At 63.6% G+C, this 16,606-nt stretch carries 16 protein-coding genes and 1 tRNA gene; 11 read left to right on the top strand and 6 right to left on the bottom strand.

The genetic code is table 11. The annotated features are described in order from the left end of the window. Positions 1-27: 27 nt before the first annotated feature. Positions 28-114: transfer RNA gene (locus AC6LJY_RS07970), tRNA-Leu, on the top strand. A gap of 267 nt (positions 115-381) precedes the next feature. On the opposite strand, the gene AC6LJY_RS07965 is transcribed toward AC6LJY_RS07970, so the two are convergent. After that, positions 382-618, bottom strand: coding sequence for a hypothetical protein (locus tag AC6LJY_RS07965; RefSeq protein WP_046804655.1), 237 nt, complete (start codon positions 616-618; stop codon positions 382-384). Positions 619-1,106: 488 nt separating this feature from the next. Between AC6LJY_RS07965 and AC6LJY_RS07960 the strand changes: the two genes are divergently transcribed. The 5 genes from AC6LJY_RS07960 to AC6LJY_RS07940 are packed head-to-tail and all read left to right on the top strand — an operon-like array spanning position 1,107 to position 7,924. Continuing rightward, a complete protein-coding gene (locus AC6LJY_RS07960) occupies positions 1,107-2,564 on the top strand; it encodes an MFS transporter (protein ID WP_498135687.1) in 1,458 nt (485 codons plus the stop codon). After that, positions 2,561-4,102 carry an FGGY family carbohydrate kinase gene (locus AC6LJY_RS07955; protein WP_498135686.1) on the top strand — a complete coding sequence of 514 codons (1,542 nt, stop codon included), beginning with the start codon at positions 2,561-2,563 and terminating at the stop codon, positions 4,100-4,102. Before AC6LJY_RS07960 ends, AC6LJY_RS07955 begins: the two co-directional genes overlap by 4 nt. Beyond that, a complete protein-coding gene (locus AC6LJY_RS07950) occupies positions 4,099-5,778 on the top strand; it encodes a glycerol-3-phosphate dehydrogenase/oxidase (RefSeq protein WP_046805819.1) in 1,680 nt (559 codons plus the stop codon). The genes AC6LJY_RS07955 and AC6LJY_RS07950 overlap by 4 nt, the downstream gene beginning before the upstream one ends. Continuing rightward, the gene (locus AC6LJY_RS07945) at positions 5,775-7,337 is read left to right on the top strand and encodes an FAD-binding oxidoreductase (protein WP_498135685.1); all 1,563 of its coding nucleotides are present in this window, start codon (positions 5,775-5,777) and stop codon (positions 7,335-7,337) included. The genes AC6LJY_RS07950 and AC6LJY_RS07945 overlap by 4 nt, the downstream gene beginning before the upstream one ends. Positions 7,338-7,339: 2 nt before the next feature. After that, entirely contained in the window at positions 7,340-7,924 is a 585-nt protein-coding gene (locus AC6LJY_RS07940; RefSeq protein ID WP_104145005.1) for a glycerol-3-phosphate responsive antiterminator, read from the top strand. A 25-nt stretch (positions 7,925-7,949) separates the two neighbouring features. On the opposite strand, the gene AC6LJY_RS07935 is transcribed toward AC6LJY_RS07940, so the two are convergent. Then, positions 7,950-9,212, bottom strand: a complete 1,263-nt coding sequence (locus AC6LJY_RS07935; protein WP_498135684.1) for a DUF1444 domain-containing protein — start codon at positions 9,210-9,212, stop codon at positions 7,950-7,952. 134 nt (positions 9,213-9,346) lie between these two features. Here AC6LJY_RS07935 and AC6LJY_RS07930 point away from each other — a divergent pair, with 134 nt between their 5' ends. The 3 genes from AC6LJY_RS07930 (at position 9,347) to AC6LJY_RS07920 (ending at position 11,245) form a co-directional block, all read left to right on the top strand. After that, a complete protein-coding gene (locus AC6LJY_RS07930) occupies positions 9,347-9,910 on the top strand; it encodes a cytochrome b (protein ID WP_219990417.1) in 564 nt (187 codons plus the stop codon). A gap of 99 nt (positions 9,911-10,009) precedes the next feature. Next, positions 10,010-10,867, top strand: a complete 858-nt coding sequence (kdsA, locus tag AC6LJY_RS07925) for a 3-deoxy-8-phosphooctulonate synthase (RefSeq protein ID WP_104145006.1) — start codon at positions 10,010-10,012, stop codon at positions 10,865-10,867. 69 nt (positions 10,868-10,936) lie between these two features. Continuing rightward, positions 10,937-11,245 carry a carbohydrate isomerase gene (locus tag AC6LJY_RS07920; protein WP_046805814.1) on the top strand — a complete coding sequence of 103 codons (309 nt, stop codon included), beginning with the start codon at positions 10,937-10,939 and terminating at the stop codon, positions 11,243-11,245. Here AC6LJY_RS07920 and AC6LJY_RS07915 read toward each other — a convergent pair. Beyond that, positions 11,242-11,736 carry a GNAT family N-acetyltransferase gene (locus AC6LJY_RS07915; RefSeq protein ID WP_498135683.1) on the bottom strand — a complete coding sequence of 165 codons (495 nt, stop codon included), beginning with the start codon at positions 11,734-11,736 and terminating at the stop codon, positions 11,242-11,244. The two genes, AC6LJY_RS07920 and AC6LJY_RS07915, sit on opposite strands and share 4 nt — an antisense overlap. Before the next feature lie 98 nt (positions 11,737-11,834). Between AC6LJY_RS07915 and AC6LJY_RS07910 the strand changes: the two genes are divergently transcribed. Together AC6LJY_RS07910 and AC6LJY_RS07905 are read left to right on the top strand one after the other, a co-directional pair. Next, complete coding sequence (locus AC6LJY_RS07910) at positions 11,835-13,466, top strand: PqiB family protein (RefSeq protein ID WP_120156172.1); 1,632 nt, start codon at positions 11,835-11,837, stop codon at positions 13,464-13,466. 105 nt (positions 13,467-13,571) lie between these two features. After that, positions 13,572-13,829 (top strand): hypothetical protein, encoded by a 258-nt coding sequence (locus AC6LJY_RS07905; RefSeq protein ID WP_046805812.1) that lies wholly within the window; start codon positions 13,572-13,574, stop codon positions 13,827-13,829. A 46-nt stretch (positions 13,830-13,875) separates the two neighbouring features. Here the strand turns inward: AC6LJY_RS07905 and AC6LJY_RS07900 are convergent, their stop codons facing one another. The 3 genes from AC6LJY_RS07900 to AC6LJY_RS07890 form a co-directional block, all read right to left on the bottom strand. After that, positions 13,876-14,184 (bottom strand): hypothetical protein, encoded by a 309-nt coding sequence (locus tag AC6LJY_RS07900; RefSeq protein WP_498135682.1) that lies wholly within the window; start codon positions 14,182-14,184, stop codon positions 13,876-13,878. Between the two features lie 141 nt (positions 14,185-14,325). Beyond that, positions 14,326-15,774 (bottom strand): MFS transporter, encoded by a 1,449-nt coding sequence (locus AC6LJY_RS07895; protein WP_498135681.1) that lies wholly within the window; start codon positions 15,772-15,774, stop codon positions 14,326-14,328. Positions 15,775-15,924: 150 nt separating this feature from the next. Continuing rightward, a complete protein-coding gene (locus tag AC6LJY_RS07890; RefSeq protein ID WP_314358998.1) occupies positions 15,925-16,512 on the bottom strand; it encodes a TetR/AcrR family transcriptional regulator in 588 nt (195 codons plus the stop codon). Positions 16,513-16,606: the final 94 nt, after the last annotated feature.

Raw genomic sequence — 16,606 nt, 5'->3', positions numbered from 1 at the left:
AAGCTACAATAGCGGGCTTGACCTTTAGCGAAGGTGGCGAAATTGGTAGACGCACCAGGTTTAGGTCCTGACGCCGTAACAGGTGTAGGGGTTCGAGTCCCCTCCTTCGCACCATACAACTGAAAGCCGTTGCTTGGCCCCCAGGGGCCGTGCTGAGTGCCGGCAAGGCGCTTTTGAATCAACGGCTTAGCGGGAATGGTGGGTGCCGATTGACTGCCCATAACAACTAGAATTTGCAGTCTTTCAGCCCCATCTTGGCCGCATTCCTCCGCACACAATAGATGGCCTGGCGCCGGCGCCGTTGGTGCCCCGGTTAGCTAACTACCCGAATGCATCCCCGGAATGCATCCCCGGGGTGCACCAACGGCGTTCAATCCGCTATCAGTTCTTGACCTTGATACGGTCGCGACGCTTTTCGGTTCTGGGTTCGACATCGCGGCCCAATTCCACGTCCATCAGGATGGCGGCATGGACTTTGGCGCGGCTGGCTTCGATGCGCGGCACGCATGCCCAGCCTCGATCGGCGGCCACCGACAATTTCTTGTCCAGTTCTTGATGGCGACGACGCTTGTTTTCCGTCGACATATTGCTGAGTTCTTGATCGGTGATTAAGCGCATGGGTTTCTCCTTGGTGAAACGATGTGGTTGCGATGGACATGGGTATTGCGAACAGGCGTGCGCCTGCATGGCGCGCGTGTATGCCAGGTCGCGCCACGATGTGTTTTTGTTATTCGGGAAATGGGGCGGGGGGGCGGGGCCGGGAATCGGGGGGCCCGCAGGGTGAAGCCAAGATCAAAGAGCGGGCGTAGTTTGACAGCTTAAATATTTATTGCAAGTCATTGAAAAATAAGAAGAAAAAGATATAAAAACCCCGCGTTCCATATACTTTTCCAGCGCTTTGGATACTTTCCCAGGGCCCGCGTTAATCAAGCCCGATATGCCGCGCGGACCAGGGTTTATCCTGATGCCCGCAAGGCTTGACACCCCTATGTCCAGCCCATAAAGTCACCGCACAGATTTAGATAAAAGACCATCTGTAGGGTGGTCTTTTATTGCGCGCAGTTTGCGTCGACCTCTTACAGAAATAATTCCAAGAGGAGACGACTGTGCAATCATCGACCGTAAAAATACGTGGCATCGACGATGTCATCGCTTTTATCGACTCACGCCCCGCTATCACCGGGCGGGCAGGCCTGATCTGGTGGCTGGCCCTGGGTGGACTGTTCCTGGATGCGTTTGCCAACTCCGCGTTAAGCGCGGGGCTGGGGCCCATGACGCGCGACCTGGGCCTTGCGGCCGGTCAAGTCGCGCTGATGACCTCGTTTGCCGCGTGGGTGGCCATTGCGTTCAATCCCATCGGCGGTTGGATGGCGGATCGTTGGGGCCGGATCCGGCCCTTGGTCATCGCAAAATTCCTGGCCGTCATCGGCGCGCTGCTGGTGATGTTTGCACCCAGCTTCGAAGTCATTCTGGTCGGCCGGTTTTTCGTAGGCGCCGCCTACGGAATCGACTTCGCCATCGCGATGGCCGTCCTGGCCGAATTCACCCCGCTTAAATTCAAAAGCCGCCTTAATACCTGGCAGGGCATGTGGTACACGGCCGTGTGCACGAACCTGCTGCTGGCGCTGTTGTTTTTCTCATGGGATGTGGGCGATTCCATCTGGCGTTATTCGGTTGCGGCTACCGCCGTCTTCGCGGTCGTGATCCTGCTGCTGCAAATGCGCTACATGGTGGAAAGCCCGATCTGGCTGGCCCGCAAAGAGCGTGTCGAGCAGGCGGCGCGCGCCATGACGCGCATCTACGGGCAGCCGTTCGCGGCGGCGCCGATGCACGAGCGTGTGCCGGTGGTCAACCAGGCCAGGCGCGGCATTGCCAACGTGCTGTTGATCTTTCGTGGCGTTTACCTGCCGCGCACGATCCTGGCGGCAACGGTCCAGATCGGCCAGTCGATCCAGTATTTCGCCGTGGGCTGGTATCTGCCCTTGATCAGCGCCGCGCTGTTCGGCAAGGACTTCGTCTTCGCCACCATCGGCGCGCTGGTGTTCAACGTGTTCGGCATTTTTGGCGGCTTTCTGTCGCCGTACATCGGCCGCAAGCTGGGCCTGCGCCGGGCGTCGGCATTCGGCTTTGCCGCGGTGTTTCTGATGCTGCTGATCCTTGGTACCTTCCACGGCAAGATGCCGCTGTGGCTGGCCGTTGTGGTGCCGTCGCTGTTCATCCTGTTCCATTCGGGCGGGCCGGGGGCCAACGGCAAGAGCCTGTCGTCGCTGTCGTTCCGCAGCGAACTTCGCGCGGGCGCCAACGGCATCATCGGCGCGCTGGGCTCCACGGGGGCCGCGATCGGACTGCTGGTGTTTCCGCTGTTTCGCGAAAACTACGGCCTTGAAAAGACCTTCCTGATTCTCTCCATCGTGCCGCTGATCGCCAGCATCATCTGCTTCACGATCAAGTGGGACCCCACCCGCACCCCCATCAACCCGGACAACGAAGCCGACGCGCCCCAGTTCAAGGACGACGCCGTGCTGCCTGCCCTGGACCCCGCCATTGGGAAAGCCTCGCGATGACAAACAACAAAGTGATTCTGGCCATAGACGAGGGCACGTCCGGCACGCGGGCGGCCACGGTGTCTCAGCACGGCCATGTATCTTGCCTGCAATACGTGGCGCTGCATGTCGACTCGCCCCGGCCGGGTGTTGTGGAGCAGGACGCTAACGACATCCTGGACCGCACCGTCCAGGTCTGCCGGGATGCCATCGCACAAGCGGTCGCCGAGGGGCAGGAAATTGCTGCGCTGGCGCTGGCCACACAACGGGCCACGGCCGTGCTGTGGGACACGCAGACAGGGCGTGCGCTGGTCCCGGCCATGGTCTGGCAAGACACGCGCTTTGTCGACGAACTGGACCAACTGGCGCCGGAATGGGACGCCCGGTTGCGAGAGCGCGTCGGTCGGCCGGTGGGGGTGCGCTCGTTGTATCTCTGGGCGGCGCGTCACCTGCGCGATTCACCGCTTGTTGCCCAGGCGTGGCGCGACAAGCGCTTGGCCTTCGGCACCGTGGACACGTGGTTGCTGTGGCATTTTTCACAGCGGCGCGAATGCGTGACCACGCCCACGAACGCGACCTCCGCCGGCGCGTACGTGCTTGCCGACCATCGTTACTACCTGGAGTGGATTCAGGAGCTTGGCTTTCCGCACGAGCTGCTGCCGACCCTGCGCCAGGACGCGGATGATTTCGGTAGAACTCGTCCGGAGCTCTTGGGTATCGACGTGCCAATCCTGGCGTCGGCCGGCGACCAGCACGCGGGCGCCATCGGCCTGGGATGCCTGAACCGGGGACAGGCGATGTGTGTGCATGGCACGGGCAGCTTCGTGGACCTGGTCATCGGCACCGAACCTCCCTTGGAAGCCGGCATGTCCGACGGGTCGTTGACCATGACGGCCCGGCGTCAGTCAGGCGTGTCGCACTTCGCGGTCGAAACCTTTGTGGCAACAACCGGGTCGGCATTGAACTGGGTCTGCGAAAAGCTGAAATGGTTCAAGGACGCCCACGAGATCAGCGCGTTGGCCGACACGGTGAACGCGTCGAACGGCGTGACCTTCGTGCCGGCCTTGACCGGGCTGCGCGTGCCCCGGATGGAAGCCGCGGCCCGCGCGTCGCTGACGGGCGTATCGATGGCCACGACGCAGGCCGAAGTGGCCTACGCCATTCTGGAGGGCATCGCGCATTCGGTGGCCAGCTGCATCGAAGCGGACGAGCAAGCCTCCGGCGTGCGGGTGTCCGAACTGGTCGTGGGCGGCGGCCTGTCGCGCAGCGACCCCTTGTTGCAGATTCAAGCGGACTTGATCGGCATTCCCATTCGTCGCATGCAAGAGGCCGATCGCGCCAGCTTGCGCGGCATCGCGTATCTGGCGGGCTCGGCGGGCTTGCTGTGGCCGTCATTGCACGAGGCCTGCAAAACCATCGTGACCGACGCCGTGTTTCGGCCCGCCGTTGACGCCGACGAACGTCGTCGCCGCCGCGCCTTGTGGCACGCCCGGGTGGGGTCGGAATTGGGCCACGTCAAACAGTTCAAGCAAGACAACCAGGAGGCATTGCACAAATGATCGGGTGGCTATCCAGAAAGCCCAGGAAGGACCGGGCCGACATGACCAGCACCGAACCCCTGCGCCTGAACCGGCACGAACAGCTGGATCGGTTGGGCAGCGAGCAGTTCGACATCCTGATCGTGGGGGGCGGTATCACCGGCGCCTATGCGGCGCTGGACGCCGCCTTGCGCGGCTATCGCGTGGCGTTGATCGAAAAGGACGACTTCGCCTCGGGCACCTCGTCCAAGTCCTCGAAGATGGTGCATGGGGGCTTGCGCTATATCGAACAGGGCAACCTGGGCTTGGTGCGCCATTCCCTGCATGAACGCCAACGGCTGCGGCGCAACGCGCGGCATCTGGTGCAGCGTCTGCCGTTTTTGTTTCCCATCCTGGAACGCGACGGGGTGTTCGACAAGCGCCTGTCCAAGGCATTTGAAAGCCTGCTGTGGACGTATGACGTGGCAGGCGGATGGCGCGAGGGCATCCTGCACCAGAAGCTGACGGCGGCCGAAGTGCTGTCGCATTGCCCAACGTTCAAGGAAGACGGACTGCTGGGCGGTTTCCTGTATTACGACGCCCGCGTCGACGATGCGCGCCTGACGCTGACGGTGGCGCGTACCGCCGCCTTTCACGGCGCGGCGGTGGCCAATCATGCGAAGGCGATCGAGGTCACGCGTGACACGCACGGCAAGGTGGACGGCGCGATCATCCACGCGGACAACAAAGAAATCCGCGCGCGCGCCCGGGTCGTCATCATGGCGACGGGCGTCTGGCTGCGCGATTGGACCGGGGCGAAAAAAGGCGATGAACCCGTGTTGCACGTGCGCCCGGCCAAGGGCGTGCACGTGGCGGTGCCCTGGATCAAGGTCCGCAACGATTGCACGGTGACCATTCCCGTGCCCGGTCGCAGCCGGCGCGCCACGATCACGCGCTGGGGCGACGTGTCTTACCTGGGTACCACCGACGAAGACTACGAAGGAAACCTGGACGATGTGTATTGCACGCGGCGCGAACTGGACTTCCTGCTGGAAGGCGCGCGCTCGGCGCTCAAGACCGATCTGCAAGCCGAAGACGTGGTGGGCAGCATCGCCGGCTGTCGCCCCCTGGTGGCGCCGCCCGGGGGCAAAACGCTGGAGATCAAGCGCAACCACGAAATCCGCGTGTCCGGCGACGGGCTGGTAACGATAGTGGGCGGCAAGCTGACCACGTCGCGGCATATGGCGGAACAGACCATCGACGCCGCGCAACAGGTGCTGGGGCAGCGCAATGCCTGCCAGACCAAGAAGGCCTATCTGCTGGGCGCCGCCGGATACGACCCGCAAGCCATCGTGGCGTCCGGCGGCATGTCGGCGCATCTGGGCGAACGCTATGGCACCGAGGCGCGCTTTGTCAGCGACTTGATGCAGGCGTCGCCGGCTTTGCTGACGCCGATTGTCGACGGCTTGCCCTACACCGAAGCCGAGGTGCTCTACGCCGTGCGCCATGAAATGGCCGGCACCGTTGAAGACGTGCTGGCCAGGCGCATGCGCACGCGCCTGATGGCGCGCGACGCCTCCGCGCTTGCCGCCGGCCGCGTCGGACAGATCTTGCAGGCGGAACTTGGTTTGCCGCCCGCCACCATCGCGCAGCAGGTGAACGACTACCTGGCTGCCATCAAGCACGAAAAATCCATACTCATGGGAGACGAACAATGATCAGCAAAGAAGCCATCAAGCGCGGCTACAACCGTGGCAATTACGTCGTGGGCGCACACACGCCGCCTGCCTATGCCGCCACCTTGACCGGCGCAGGCGCTGGCACCGAACCCGGCCTGCAACGCGACCCCGTGCGCGTCAGCGATGCGCAGGTCGATGCCCTGCGGCACGTGGCCGACAACGTCATGACGGCCACGGCCGACGTCGTGGCCTGGACGCGCGATTGGTGGGCGGGGTCCATGGTGTCGGAAACCGGCGGCAAGCCTGCTACGCCGCAAGCGGTGATCGTGACGGTGTCATCGGTGCAGCAGGTGCAGGCGGTCATGCGTTACGCCAACGCCGAAGCCATCCCGGTCACGGTGTCGGCGGGGCGCAGCAATGTCACCGGGGCCGCCTTGCCGGTGCGCGGTGGCATCGTGCTGGACGTCTGCCAGCTGAACCAGCTGATCGGCGTGGACCGCGAAAGCCAGATCGTGGAAGTGGAAGCGGGCATGTTCGGCGACGTCTTTGAACAGACCATCCAGAATGAATACGGGCTGACGATGGGCCATTGGCCGTCGTCGTTCGGCATCAGCACGGTGGGCGGCTGGGCGGCTTGCCGGGGGGCAGGGCAGTTGTCCACCCGCTACGGCAAGATCGAAGACATGGTGTTCGGTATGGACGTTGTACTGGCCGACGGCAGCCTGATCACGGTGGGCGGCTATTCCCGCGCGGCGGTAGGCTCGGACCTGCAGCAATTGTTCATCGGCTCTGAAGGCACGCTGGGCGTGATCGTGCGGTTGCGCCTCAAGCTGCATCGCCTGCCCGATTACGGCCGCGCCATAGCGTACGGTTTCAAGACATTCGCCATCGGCCTGGACGCGTGCCGCGAGATCATGCAGCGCGGCGCCAACCCGGCGGCGTTACGCCTGTATGACGAACTGGAAAGCGGGGTGCAGTTCAATCGACCTGACCTGAACGTGCTGCTGGTGGCCGACGAGGGCGCACGCCAGATTGTGGACGCCGTCATGCAGATCAGCGAAGGCGTCTGCGAAGAACTGGGCGAAAAGCTGGACGGCGACGCCATCTTTGAACGCTGGCTGGAAACGCGCTATCTGACCGGCAAGAGCGCCGAGGGCTTCAAGCGCAGCCCCGGGTTCGTGGCCGACACGCTTGAAATGTCGGGCCGCTGGAGCGACCTGTCCGCCATTTACAGTGAAGTGGTGGCGGCGGTGAACGCGGTGCCCGGCACGTTGGCGGGTTCCGCGCACCAGTCGCATGCTTACGTCGACGGGGCCTGCCTGTATTTTTCGTTGCGCGGCGACGTCGAGGTGGAGCGGCGCGCCCAGTGGTATCGCGCCGCATGGGATGCCGCCAACGCCGTGCTGATTAAATACAATGCGGCGCTCAGCCATCATCACGGCGTGGGCCTGCTGCGGGCGCCATACATGCAGGAATCGCTGGGTAGCGCTTTTAACGTGCTGCTTGCGGTCAAGCGTCAGTTGGACCCGCAAAACATTCTTAATCCCGGCAAGCTGGGCTTGAGCGATCAACGCCATTATGGTCAGGAAAGTCGATAACCATGGATAGGTCATTTGGGGCATGCCTGGCGCGTCATCCAGTCATTGCGACGCTTTATGGGCTTGAGCAAATCAACACGTTCGTGGGCAGCGTGGCCGAGATCGGCATCGTGGCCAACGTTGAGTTGCGCAAGCTGGCGCCGGTCATCGCCACCTTGAACCGCGCGGGCAAATTCGCGATCGTCAATATCGACAGCTGCGAAGGCCTGTCGCAGGACAAGGGCGGGGTGGAATACCTGGCTGATATCGGCGTGGCCAGCCTGGTTTCAACCCGCGTGGCCACCATTCAGCGAGCCAACCGTGCCGGTATGGTCACGATGCAAAAAGTATTTGTGACCGACCGTTCTACCTGGCCGCGCAGCGTCAAGGCGCTGGAACAAAGCGACCCCAACCTGGTTCAGCTGATGCCGGCGCCGATGCTGGCGCACATGGCCCCCCAAGACCTGAAAGCCCTGCCGCCCATCGTGGCGTCGGGCTTTGTCTGCAACCAGGCGGACATTGCCACGGCCATGAGGCACGGCGCGGTGGGGGTGTCGACCAGCGATCCGCAACTGTGGAGCCTGGAAGGGCGGCAGCTTAAGGGCTGAAAACGGGTAATCCAGCCCGCCGTCTCTACGGCACTTCGTCCAGTTGCGCGATCTGCGCGTCTTCCGGGAAGCCCTGCGTGCGGTAGCGCGCCGGGTAGCCCTTTTCACGCGCCAGCAGCGGTTGCAGCAGGTGCGCGGCCTGTTCCCATGACACCACGCGCACTTCGCCGATGTTGTCCTCGGAGTCTGGGCGCACCAGCGCAAGACGGTCCACCTTGGGCAGCGACGTGTCCACGCCGCGCGTCCAGGACGCCAGCGAAAACGACATGACGGGCTCTTCGTCGCTGGTGAAGAGGTTGTAGTTGGCCACGAAAATGTCCTGGCCCTGTTCTTCGTGGATATGGTCCAGCGCCTCTTTCTGCGCGTCGTATTCGGATTTGTCCAGCAGGCGCTCCAGATGCGCAAGCCGCTGCGCCAGCGCAGGGTTGCTCGGCACGTATCGAAGCGGTTGCCGATCTTCGTAGTGGTACATATGCGCGCTGACCGACCGCCCTTGCATGAGCGCTTGGTGCGCCACTTCCACCATGTTCGCCAAGCCAACGTCATCGTTGTCGCCGGCCACCAACAGCACGTCGCGTGTAGGCACCATGAACACCGGCCGGCCCCGCACCGGCACACGTTCGATCATGTCGGGCAGCAGGGCCCGGCTGATGTCGTAGCCGTCTGCCCAGGCGCCCCGATAGACGCCGGCAGCAATCTCGGCAAAGTCGTCCGGCGCGTCGCGCAGGTTGTCGATGGCAACCGCCAAGGCTTGGTCGAACGTCAATTGCCAAGCGGCCTCGGGGCCGTTGGTCAGGGTGGAGATGGCGTCTGGGTGGTCCAGCGCCAGCAGCACCACGCAATCCTCGCCAAAGGGCAGGTAGGCGGGATGGAACGCGGAATCGTCGCCTTCGGTGCGCACATGGTGCAGGCGCACGTCTTCCAGGGCGGTGCGGCTGCGGATAACGGCCCGCAGCATGGGGCGCGCCACCGTGGCCTGTTGCGGCGTCGACTGCTTGCTGCTGGCCAAGGCCGAGACAAAACCCTGCAAGGCGCGCTGTTGCTGCGCGCCCCGGGTGTTGTAGTAAGCGTGATAAGCGTTGTGCAGGTTGAAGAACGAACCTTCGCCCAGCAGCAAGCGGAATTCATCGGCCTTGTAAGTCAGGTCGCCCTCGAAGCCTTGCTTGCGAGCCGCCGCCACGAACAGTTTGGCAAATTGATCCGGCGTAGGCCTGCGCCGGAACAGCGTGTCGAAAAAACCCATGTGCCCGCCTTCAATCAGATGCTGGACGGCGCTTTGACCGTCCACGACGGGTCATTGTGGCCACGGTTCCGGGCCGCGTCCAGTGATAACGCCGCGGGGATGCGGCGCGCTTGCTCAGGACACCGTAAGTCGGAACTCAATACGCTCGGGGGGTTACCTTTCAGGCTCAAATCCCCACGATGACGACGTCACCCTTGCAGGCGAATTACCCCGGCCCATCGCACTATGACCGCATGACGATTGCGTTGCATTGGTTGACGGCGATTCTGGTCGTGGGCTTGTTTGCCCTGGCGGAAATCTGGAGCTTCCTGCCACGCGGCACGCCGACCCGTCGGCTGCTGCAATCGCTGCACATTTCGTTCGGCTTGCTGTTCACCGCGGTGTTCGTGCTACGCGTCGTGTGGCGGTCCACTGGTGGCCGGCGCCTGCCGCCCGCTGCCACCGGCTTGATGGGCCTGGCTAGTACAGGCGTACACGGGCTGCTGTACCTGTTGATGGCCGCGCAGATCGTGCTGGGCTTTCTGTTTCGCTGGGCGCAGGGAGAACCGTTTGCTTTCTTCGGGTTGTTCGACGTGCCCCGGTGGATTGCGATCGACCGCGAACAGCGCCACTTCATTGGTGGGCTGCACGACACGGTGGCGTGGACGATCATCGCGTTGGCCTTGGTGCATGCGCTGGCGGCGTTGGTTCACCATTACGCCTTGCACGATGGGGTGTTGCGCCGGATGCTGCGCAGCCGCTGAGGGCGGTGGGGAAAAATCGGCGCATGAGGTGAAATCGGGGCGGGGCAGGTTGTACATTACGCACTGTCACCTGCCTTATTCCTACAGGATTTTCCCATCATGACCGCACCAGAAGTCGTAATTTCCTCGTCGATCCACTGCGCCAATGACCGCCCCTTCGTGCTGTTTGGCGGCATCAACGTGCTGGAATCCCTGGATCTGGCGCTGCGCGCGTGCGAAGAATATCAACGCGTGACCCAAAAGCTGGGCATTCCGTACGTTTTCAAGGCGTCGTTCGACAAGGCCAACCGATCTTCCATCCATTCCTACCGGGGTCCCGGCCTGGAAGAGGGCATGAAGATCTTCGAAGCCGTCAAGAAAGAGTTCGGCGTGCCGGTCATTACCGACGTGCACGAACCCTGGCAGGCGGCGCCCGTTGCTGAAGTGGTGGACATCCTGCAATTGCCCGCCTTCCTGGCGCGTCAGACGGATCTGGTGGTGGCGCTGGCCAAGACGCAGCGCATCGTTAATATCAAGAAGCCGCAGTTTCTCAGCCCGACCCAGATGCTGAACATCGTTGAAAAGTTCACCGAAGCGGGCAACGACAAGCTGATCCTGTGCGATCGCGGCACCAGCTTCGGCTACGACAACCTGGTGGTCGACATGCTGGGTTTCGGCGTGATGAAAAAGGTGTCCGGCAACCGGCCCTTGATTTTCGACGTGACCCACGCGTTGCAGCAGCGTTCCGCCTTGGACGCCGCCTCGGGCGGTCGCCGCGAGCAGGTTGCCGAACTGGCGCGCGCGGGCATGGCGGTGGGCCTGGCGGGGCTGTTTCTAGAGGCTCACCCCGACCCGAAGAACGCCAAGTGCGATGGACCCAGCGCGTTGCCGCTGGACAAACTGGAACCCTTCCTGACCCAGCTCAAGCAGCTGGACGATCTGGTGAAATCCTTTGCGGACATCGATATCGAACCCTGACGCGCGCGGGCATGCCATCGACGGCAGCTTGCTATACGATCCAGGCCACACCACTACAGGGAGGCCCGGATGTCTTTTTACGTAATCGTCGCTGTTCGAAAAGAGCCCATCAGCGGGCACATTGCCTATGTGCGCTGGGGCCAGGCCGAGCGGGGCGTGCCAGGCTGGGTCACCGAGCCGGTCACGGCCTCGGCGTCCGAGGTGATTGACGTGATCAAGGAGGGGGCCGACGTGGAAACCGCCATCAGCGTGGACGGCACCAGCGTGGCGCTGCGCCCCGTGCGCGTGCTGACCACCGACGACGGCCACGAACTGCTGGCGTCCGTGCCGGTGCCTAGCTCGACCTTGCACACGCTGTTCGACCTACCCGAGTTCTAGGCGGCTTGGCGGCGGCCTTCGGCAAAGCTTTTCAGCGCGTCGTCGGTCAGGCGGTAGCGGACCCACTCATCCAGCGGCACCGCGCCGATCGATACGTAGAAGTCGATTGCCGGCTTGTTCCAGTCCAGCACGCTCCATTCCAGCCGCCCGCAGCCGTTGGCCACCGCTTCTTGCGCCAGGTGGCGCAGCAGGTCCCGTCCGGCCCCGATGCCGCGATGCTCGGGCGTGATGTACAGGTCTTCCAGGTAAATACCGTTCTTGCCGAGCCAGGTGGAATAGCTGTAGAAATAGACCGCATACCCGATAGGTTTGCCATCCGCCAGGCACATCAGCGCCTTGGCGGGCGCCTGCTGGGCAAAAAGGGTACGGGCGACGTCGTCTGCGCTGGCGATTACTTCGTGCGCGGCGCGCTCGTACACGGCCAGTTCAGTAATGAAGGCATAGATCTGGGCCGCATCCGAGGGGATGGCGGGGCGGATGGCGATATTCACGTTGACTTCCTCCAAATAGGAGGGCCATGCTACCCGCTATTCCAGGCGCTTGCTGACGGGCGATCCGGTCTGACGCGTACACGAAGGAGACATCCTCGATGGCTGAGTCTGGTTCTGCCGCAGCTCGCACGCCGCCGCGCAAGGGGCGCCGCGTTTCCTGGATCTGGCTGGTCCCGGTGGTGGCCGTCATCGGCGGATTGCTGCTGGTGGTGCAGGCCTGGCTGAATGCAGGGCCCACGGCTACCGTCCACTTCCAGACCGCCGAAGGCCTGGAAGCGGGCAAGACGCAGGTTCGCTACAAGGAAGTCAATGTCGGCCTGGTTGAACGCGTCAACCTGAACCAGGACCGCACGGGCGTGGTGGTCACGATCCGGGTGGACAAGGACGCCGCCAACCTGTTGCGCGACGGCACGGTATTTTGGGTGGTGCGCCCGCGGCTGACGCTCAGCGGGGTGTCGGGCCTGGGCACGCTGTTGTCGGGCTCGTATATTGGCCTGGACCCAGCCGGCGGCCAGGGCAAGGGCGGCGCCCGCAGCGAGCGTAAAAGCGAATTCACCGGTCTGGAAGTGCCGCCCGAGGTTGCGCAGGACCGGGCCGGAAAGCGCTTCACGCTACACGCCAACGATCTGGGCTCGCTGGACGTCGGCTCACCCGTGTACTACCGCCGCATTGCCGTGGGGCAGGTGGTGAACTACCGGTTGGCCAAGGATGGCGATGGGGTCGATGTGCAGGTGTTCGTCGACGCGCCGAACGATTCCTACGTCAATGAGAGCACGCGCTTCTGGAACGCCAGCGGCGTCGACTTCAGCGTGGATGCGCGCGGTTTGCAGATGCGGTCCCAGTCGCTGGTTTCCGTAATTGTGGGGGGCGTGGCATTCGACACCCTGGAACGGGCGGCCAGCCAGCCCGCGGCGGCGGGCGCGGCGTTCCCGCTTTTCTCCAGCGAAGAGTCGGCCCGGGCCGAACCGGACGGCGCGCCGCTGCACGTGCGCATGCGTTTCGATCAATCTGTGCGGGGGCTGGTGGTGGGGGCGCCTGTCGACGCGTATGGCGTCACGGTCGGCAAGGTGGACGCCATCGACCTGGACTTTGATCAGTCGGCCAAACAGTTCTACGCGCTGGTATCCGCCACGCTGTACCCGGAGCGGCTGGGCGACAAAACGTTCCACCAGATCAAGAACTTCGCGGGCCCGGATGTCAAACACCCCAGCGGCAGGTTGATGACAGCCTTGGTCGCACGGGGCACCCGGGCGCAGTTGCGCATCGGCAACTTGTTGACCGGCCAGCTGTATGTCGCGCTGGCGGAATTTCCTGATGCGCCCGCCGCCACTTTCAAGATGGAAGATCGACCGTTCATCCCCACCGTGCGCAATAACCTGGACCAGCTGCAACAGCAGTTGAACAGCATCCTGACCAAGGTCGACAAGGTGCCGTTCGATGCCATCGGTACGGAACTGGCCGGGGCGCTTCGGGGCGCATCGCGCCTGGTCAAGCGGCTGGATACGCACCTGGCGCCAGAGGCGCAGGCCGTGCTGAGGCAAGCAAACCAGTCGTTGGCGGCCGTGAGCGCGTTGCTGGCCCCCGAGTCCGCGTTGCCGCTAAATACCGATACGGCGCTGCGTGAGTTGGGTCGCGCGGCGCGATCGTTGCGGCAGTTGGCGGATTATCTTCAGGCCCATCCCGACGCGCTGTTGCGGGGCCGGGCGCCGGATGCGGCGCCCGGGCGGTAGGTAGACACCGGCGTGCACGGTTTTGGGCATGACACTTGCTGGAAGCTTCTACGAACGGTTGCAGCACTGCGGCCGGCGGTGCGGTATCCGAGGGGGGACCACCGAATGGATCATAGTGAAATGATGGTGCGCATGATTTCCCAGCCGGTCGCGCCGGACCAGCTGGACGGCTGGGACGGCGTGTTGTCCGCGTATGCGGACTGCCTGTTGCAGGTACAGGGCAAGCTGACCGACGCGGACGTGAGCCGCTTCCTGGATGTCGGCGCCTTGGTTTTTCGTTCGTGTTGCCAGGACGAAGCACGCCTGCGGTGGACAGCTGAGGAACTGGCGGCTTTTCACCGCAAGCCGGAATGCGGCGCGTAGGCTTGGCAACAACGCGCTGACAATAATCGCCTGGAACAAAGAGCGTTCAGTACAAGCATTGGCTAAGCGCGAATTTACGGCCAAATGCATGGACCTCGTCACCGTCCACCGCCGCCGCCACATCCCAGTGGCCGCCGCGCGTCACCAAAAACGATTGCCCGGTCAGCGCATGCCGTAATGCAAAGCGCCAAAAGGCCGGTTCGGAGCCGATGGGCTCCAGGTCGTGGGGCCCGATCATCAGCCGGGTGGGGCGGGGGGTGGCGCCCAGCGACCATCGCACCGCAATCGTCAGGAAGGCGAACCGCGCGGACATCGACGACGGTTGAACGCAAAGGACTCGAATCTTGTTGCTCATGGGCGCCACCTTTTGCAGGTGCTTCTGAGCGTAGCAAAGACCCGCGTGACGTTCCATACCGCCTTTGCTGTATTTCGGTCCCAATGGTCTGACGATTGGCAGCATCGCGTGGACTTGCGTGATGCCGCCAATCAAGGCGCGTTACGCATCCGGCCCCGGCGCCACCGCCCGCGTCACGCGAGGCAGCAGGATCAGCGCCAGCGCCGGCATCAATGCAAACGCCGCGAACAGCCAGCCCGCGGCATGCCGAGCCCCTTCGACACCGCCAGGGTCGGCAAGCCCCGCGCTATTGACGACCACGCCGGCCAGCGCCGCCGTTACCGCCGCCGCGTAGAGCTGCACGGTGGTAATCGACGAAGACGTCAGCGTCTCTTCGCCCTTGGGCGCCGCGTTGAACACTTTGGTCAGCAGATGCGGCCAGGCCAGCCCGATGCCGAATCCCACCCCCGCCAACGCAACAATGTACGCGCCAAGGCCGGCCGGGGTGGCAAGCAGTGACGCCTGCGGTGTCATGATGCCCAGACCGATCAGCGACCCCAGGATCACGATGGGGCTGATGCGTATCAGCCGGTCGGCGTCGCGGCCCGTCCGGGTGGCACTGGGCATGGCGGCCAGCGTCCAGCCGGCGCCCATGGCAGCGGTCAGGTAGCCCGCCTTCAGCGGCGGCATGCCGTGGATGACTTGCAGGAAATAGGGCACGAATATCTCGGTGGCGATAGCGGCCACCACCAGGCACATCGTCGCGTACAACGCGCCCAGCGGCGCGCGCAGGCTATAAGCGCCGGTGGGCAGCAGGCGATGGCGAGCGCGGGCGTCGACCCGGGCGATAAGCAGGGCAATGATGAGCCCCGCCCCAATGCCCGCCACGTTCCACACTAGCTGCGTCGACAGGCTGGCCAGCGTGACGGCGATTACGGAGGCGACCAGCAAGGCCAACGTGCGCAGCGGCAGCACCGAACGCGGCGCAGGCGGTACCGACGCCCGTCCGCCCACCTTGAATGCGACGATCAACGCCAGCACGGCGGCAACCGGTAACAGGGCCCAGAACGCCAGCCGCCAGTTTCCCGACTGCGCGAATATCCCGCCGATGGCGGGCCCGGACAGTGTTGCAACGCCCCACATGCAAGACACCAAGGCCATGGCGCGGGACCACAACGGGGCGTCGAACACCAGCCGGATCAATGCGTAGCTCAACGCGAAAAGAATGCCGCCGCCCAACCCTTGCACGCTGCGTCCCGCCAGCAGTACCGGCATGCCCGGGGCCATCGCGCAGATGACGGCTCCGGCGCTGAAGACGGCCACGGCGAACAGGTAGGCGCTGCGCGGCCCTAGTGTTTCGATCAGCTTGGCCGACAGCGCGGATCCGATGATGGACGTCACCACGAACAGCGTCGTGTTCCAGGCGTAGTACTCCAGGCCGCCTATGTCCTCGATTACCGTGGGCAGGATGGTGGTGACGATATAAACGTTGATGGCGTGCAGCGCGACGCCGCCCGCCAGGGCAATCGACCGCAGGGCATTGGCGCCTTGAAGCAGGTCGGCCCACGAAGCGCTGGGGGCGGCGGGCTCAAGGATGGGGCTGGTGGGCACAGGCGCTCCGATAATTTAAACAAGCAAATGCTTTGATAATACGTGTGTTGCAGAAAGCGCACAACGCGGGCAAGGGAGGTTCCTTGCGGCGTGTCTCGATCCGGCTCCTGACCGGGTCCAGACTCCGACCCCGACCGAAGCCGGACCGTATCAAGGCCTGCGTCGCAAGCCACGAAGCATCAAGTCCAGGGTGTGCAGCGCATCATCAAGGCGATCCGATTCGCCGGCCGAACCGGCGATCCATAACGCGCTGTCCGTCAGCCCGCCATTGATGAAATTGGCGATGGCCCGGGGGTCGGCGGTTTCAATGAGCCCGTCGTCGATCAGTTGCTTCAGCAACGCCGCCATGGAGGCAATGCACTGCGACTGCGCCGCGTTCGGCCCCGCGCCCAGCACCGCCGGAGCGTCTTGCAACACAATCCGCCGAATGGCCGGCTCGGTTGCCATTCGCAAATACGCGTGGCAGCGTTCGCGCAGCGCCGTCCACGCGTCCGGAGCTTGATCCGAAATATCCTTCAAGCGCCGGTCCATATCGTCGTCGATCTGTTGGACCACCGCGGCAAGCAAGCCTTGTTTGTCATTGAAATGGTGATACAAGGCTCCTCGCGTCAACCCGACCCGGGCGGTCAGATCGTCCATGGACGTGGCGGCATAACCCACGTGTTCGAACGCGTGACGGGCGGTGGCAAGCAGCTTGGCGCGAGTCGCTTCGATCATTTCCGCGCGGGTGCGGGGCATGTGCGTCTCCCATGACATACGGTGCGCAGGTTAATTGACATACGGAATGTATGTGAATAGGATCCGCCTGTCCACCCAATCAGCAAAAGGTCTT

This window comes from Achromobacter sp. RT286_PF (assembly GCF_059760425.1).
This window is presented reverse-complemented; position numbering and strand designations above follow the sequence as displayed.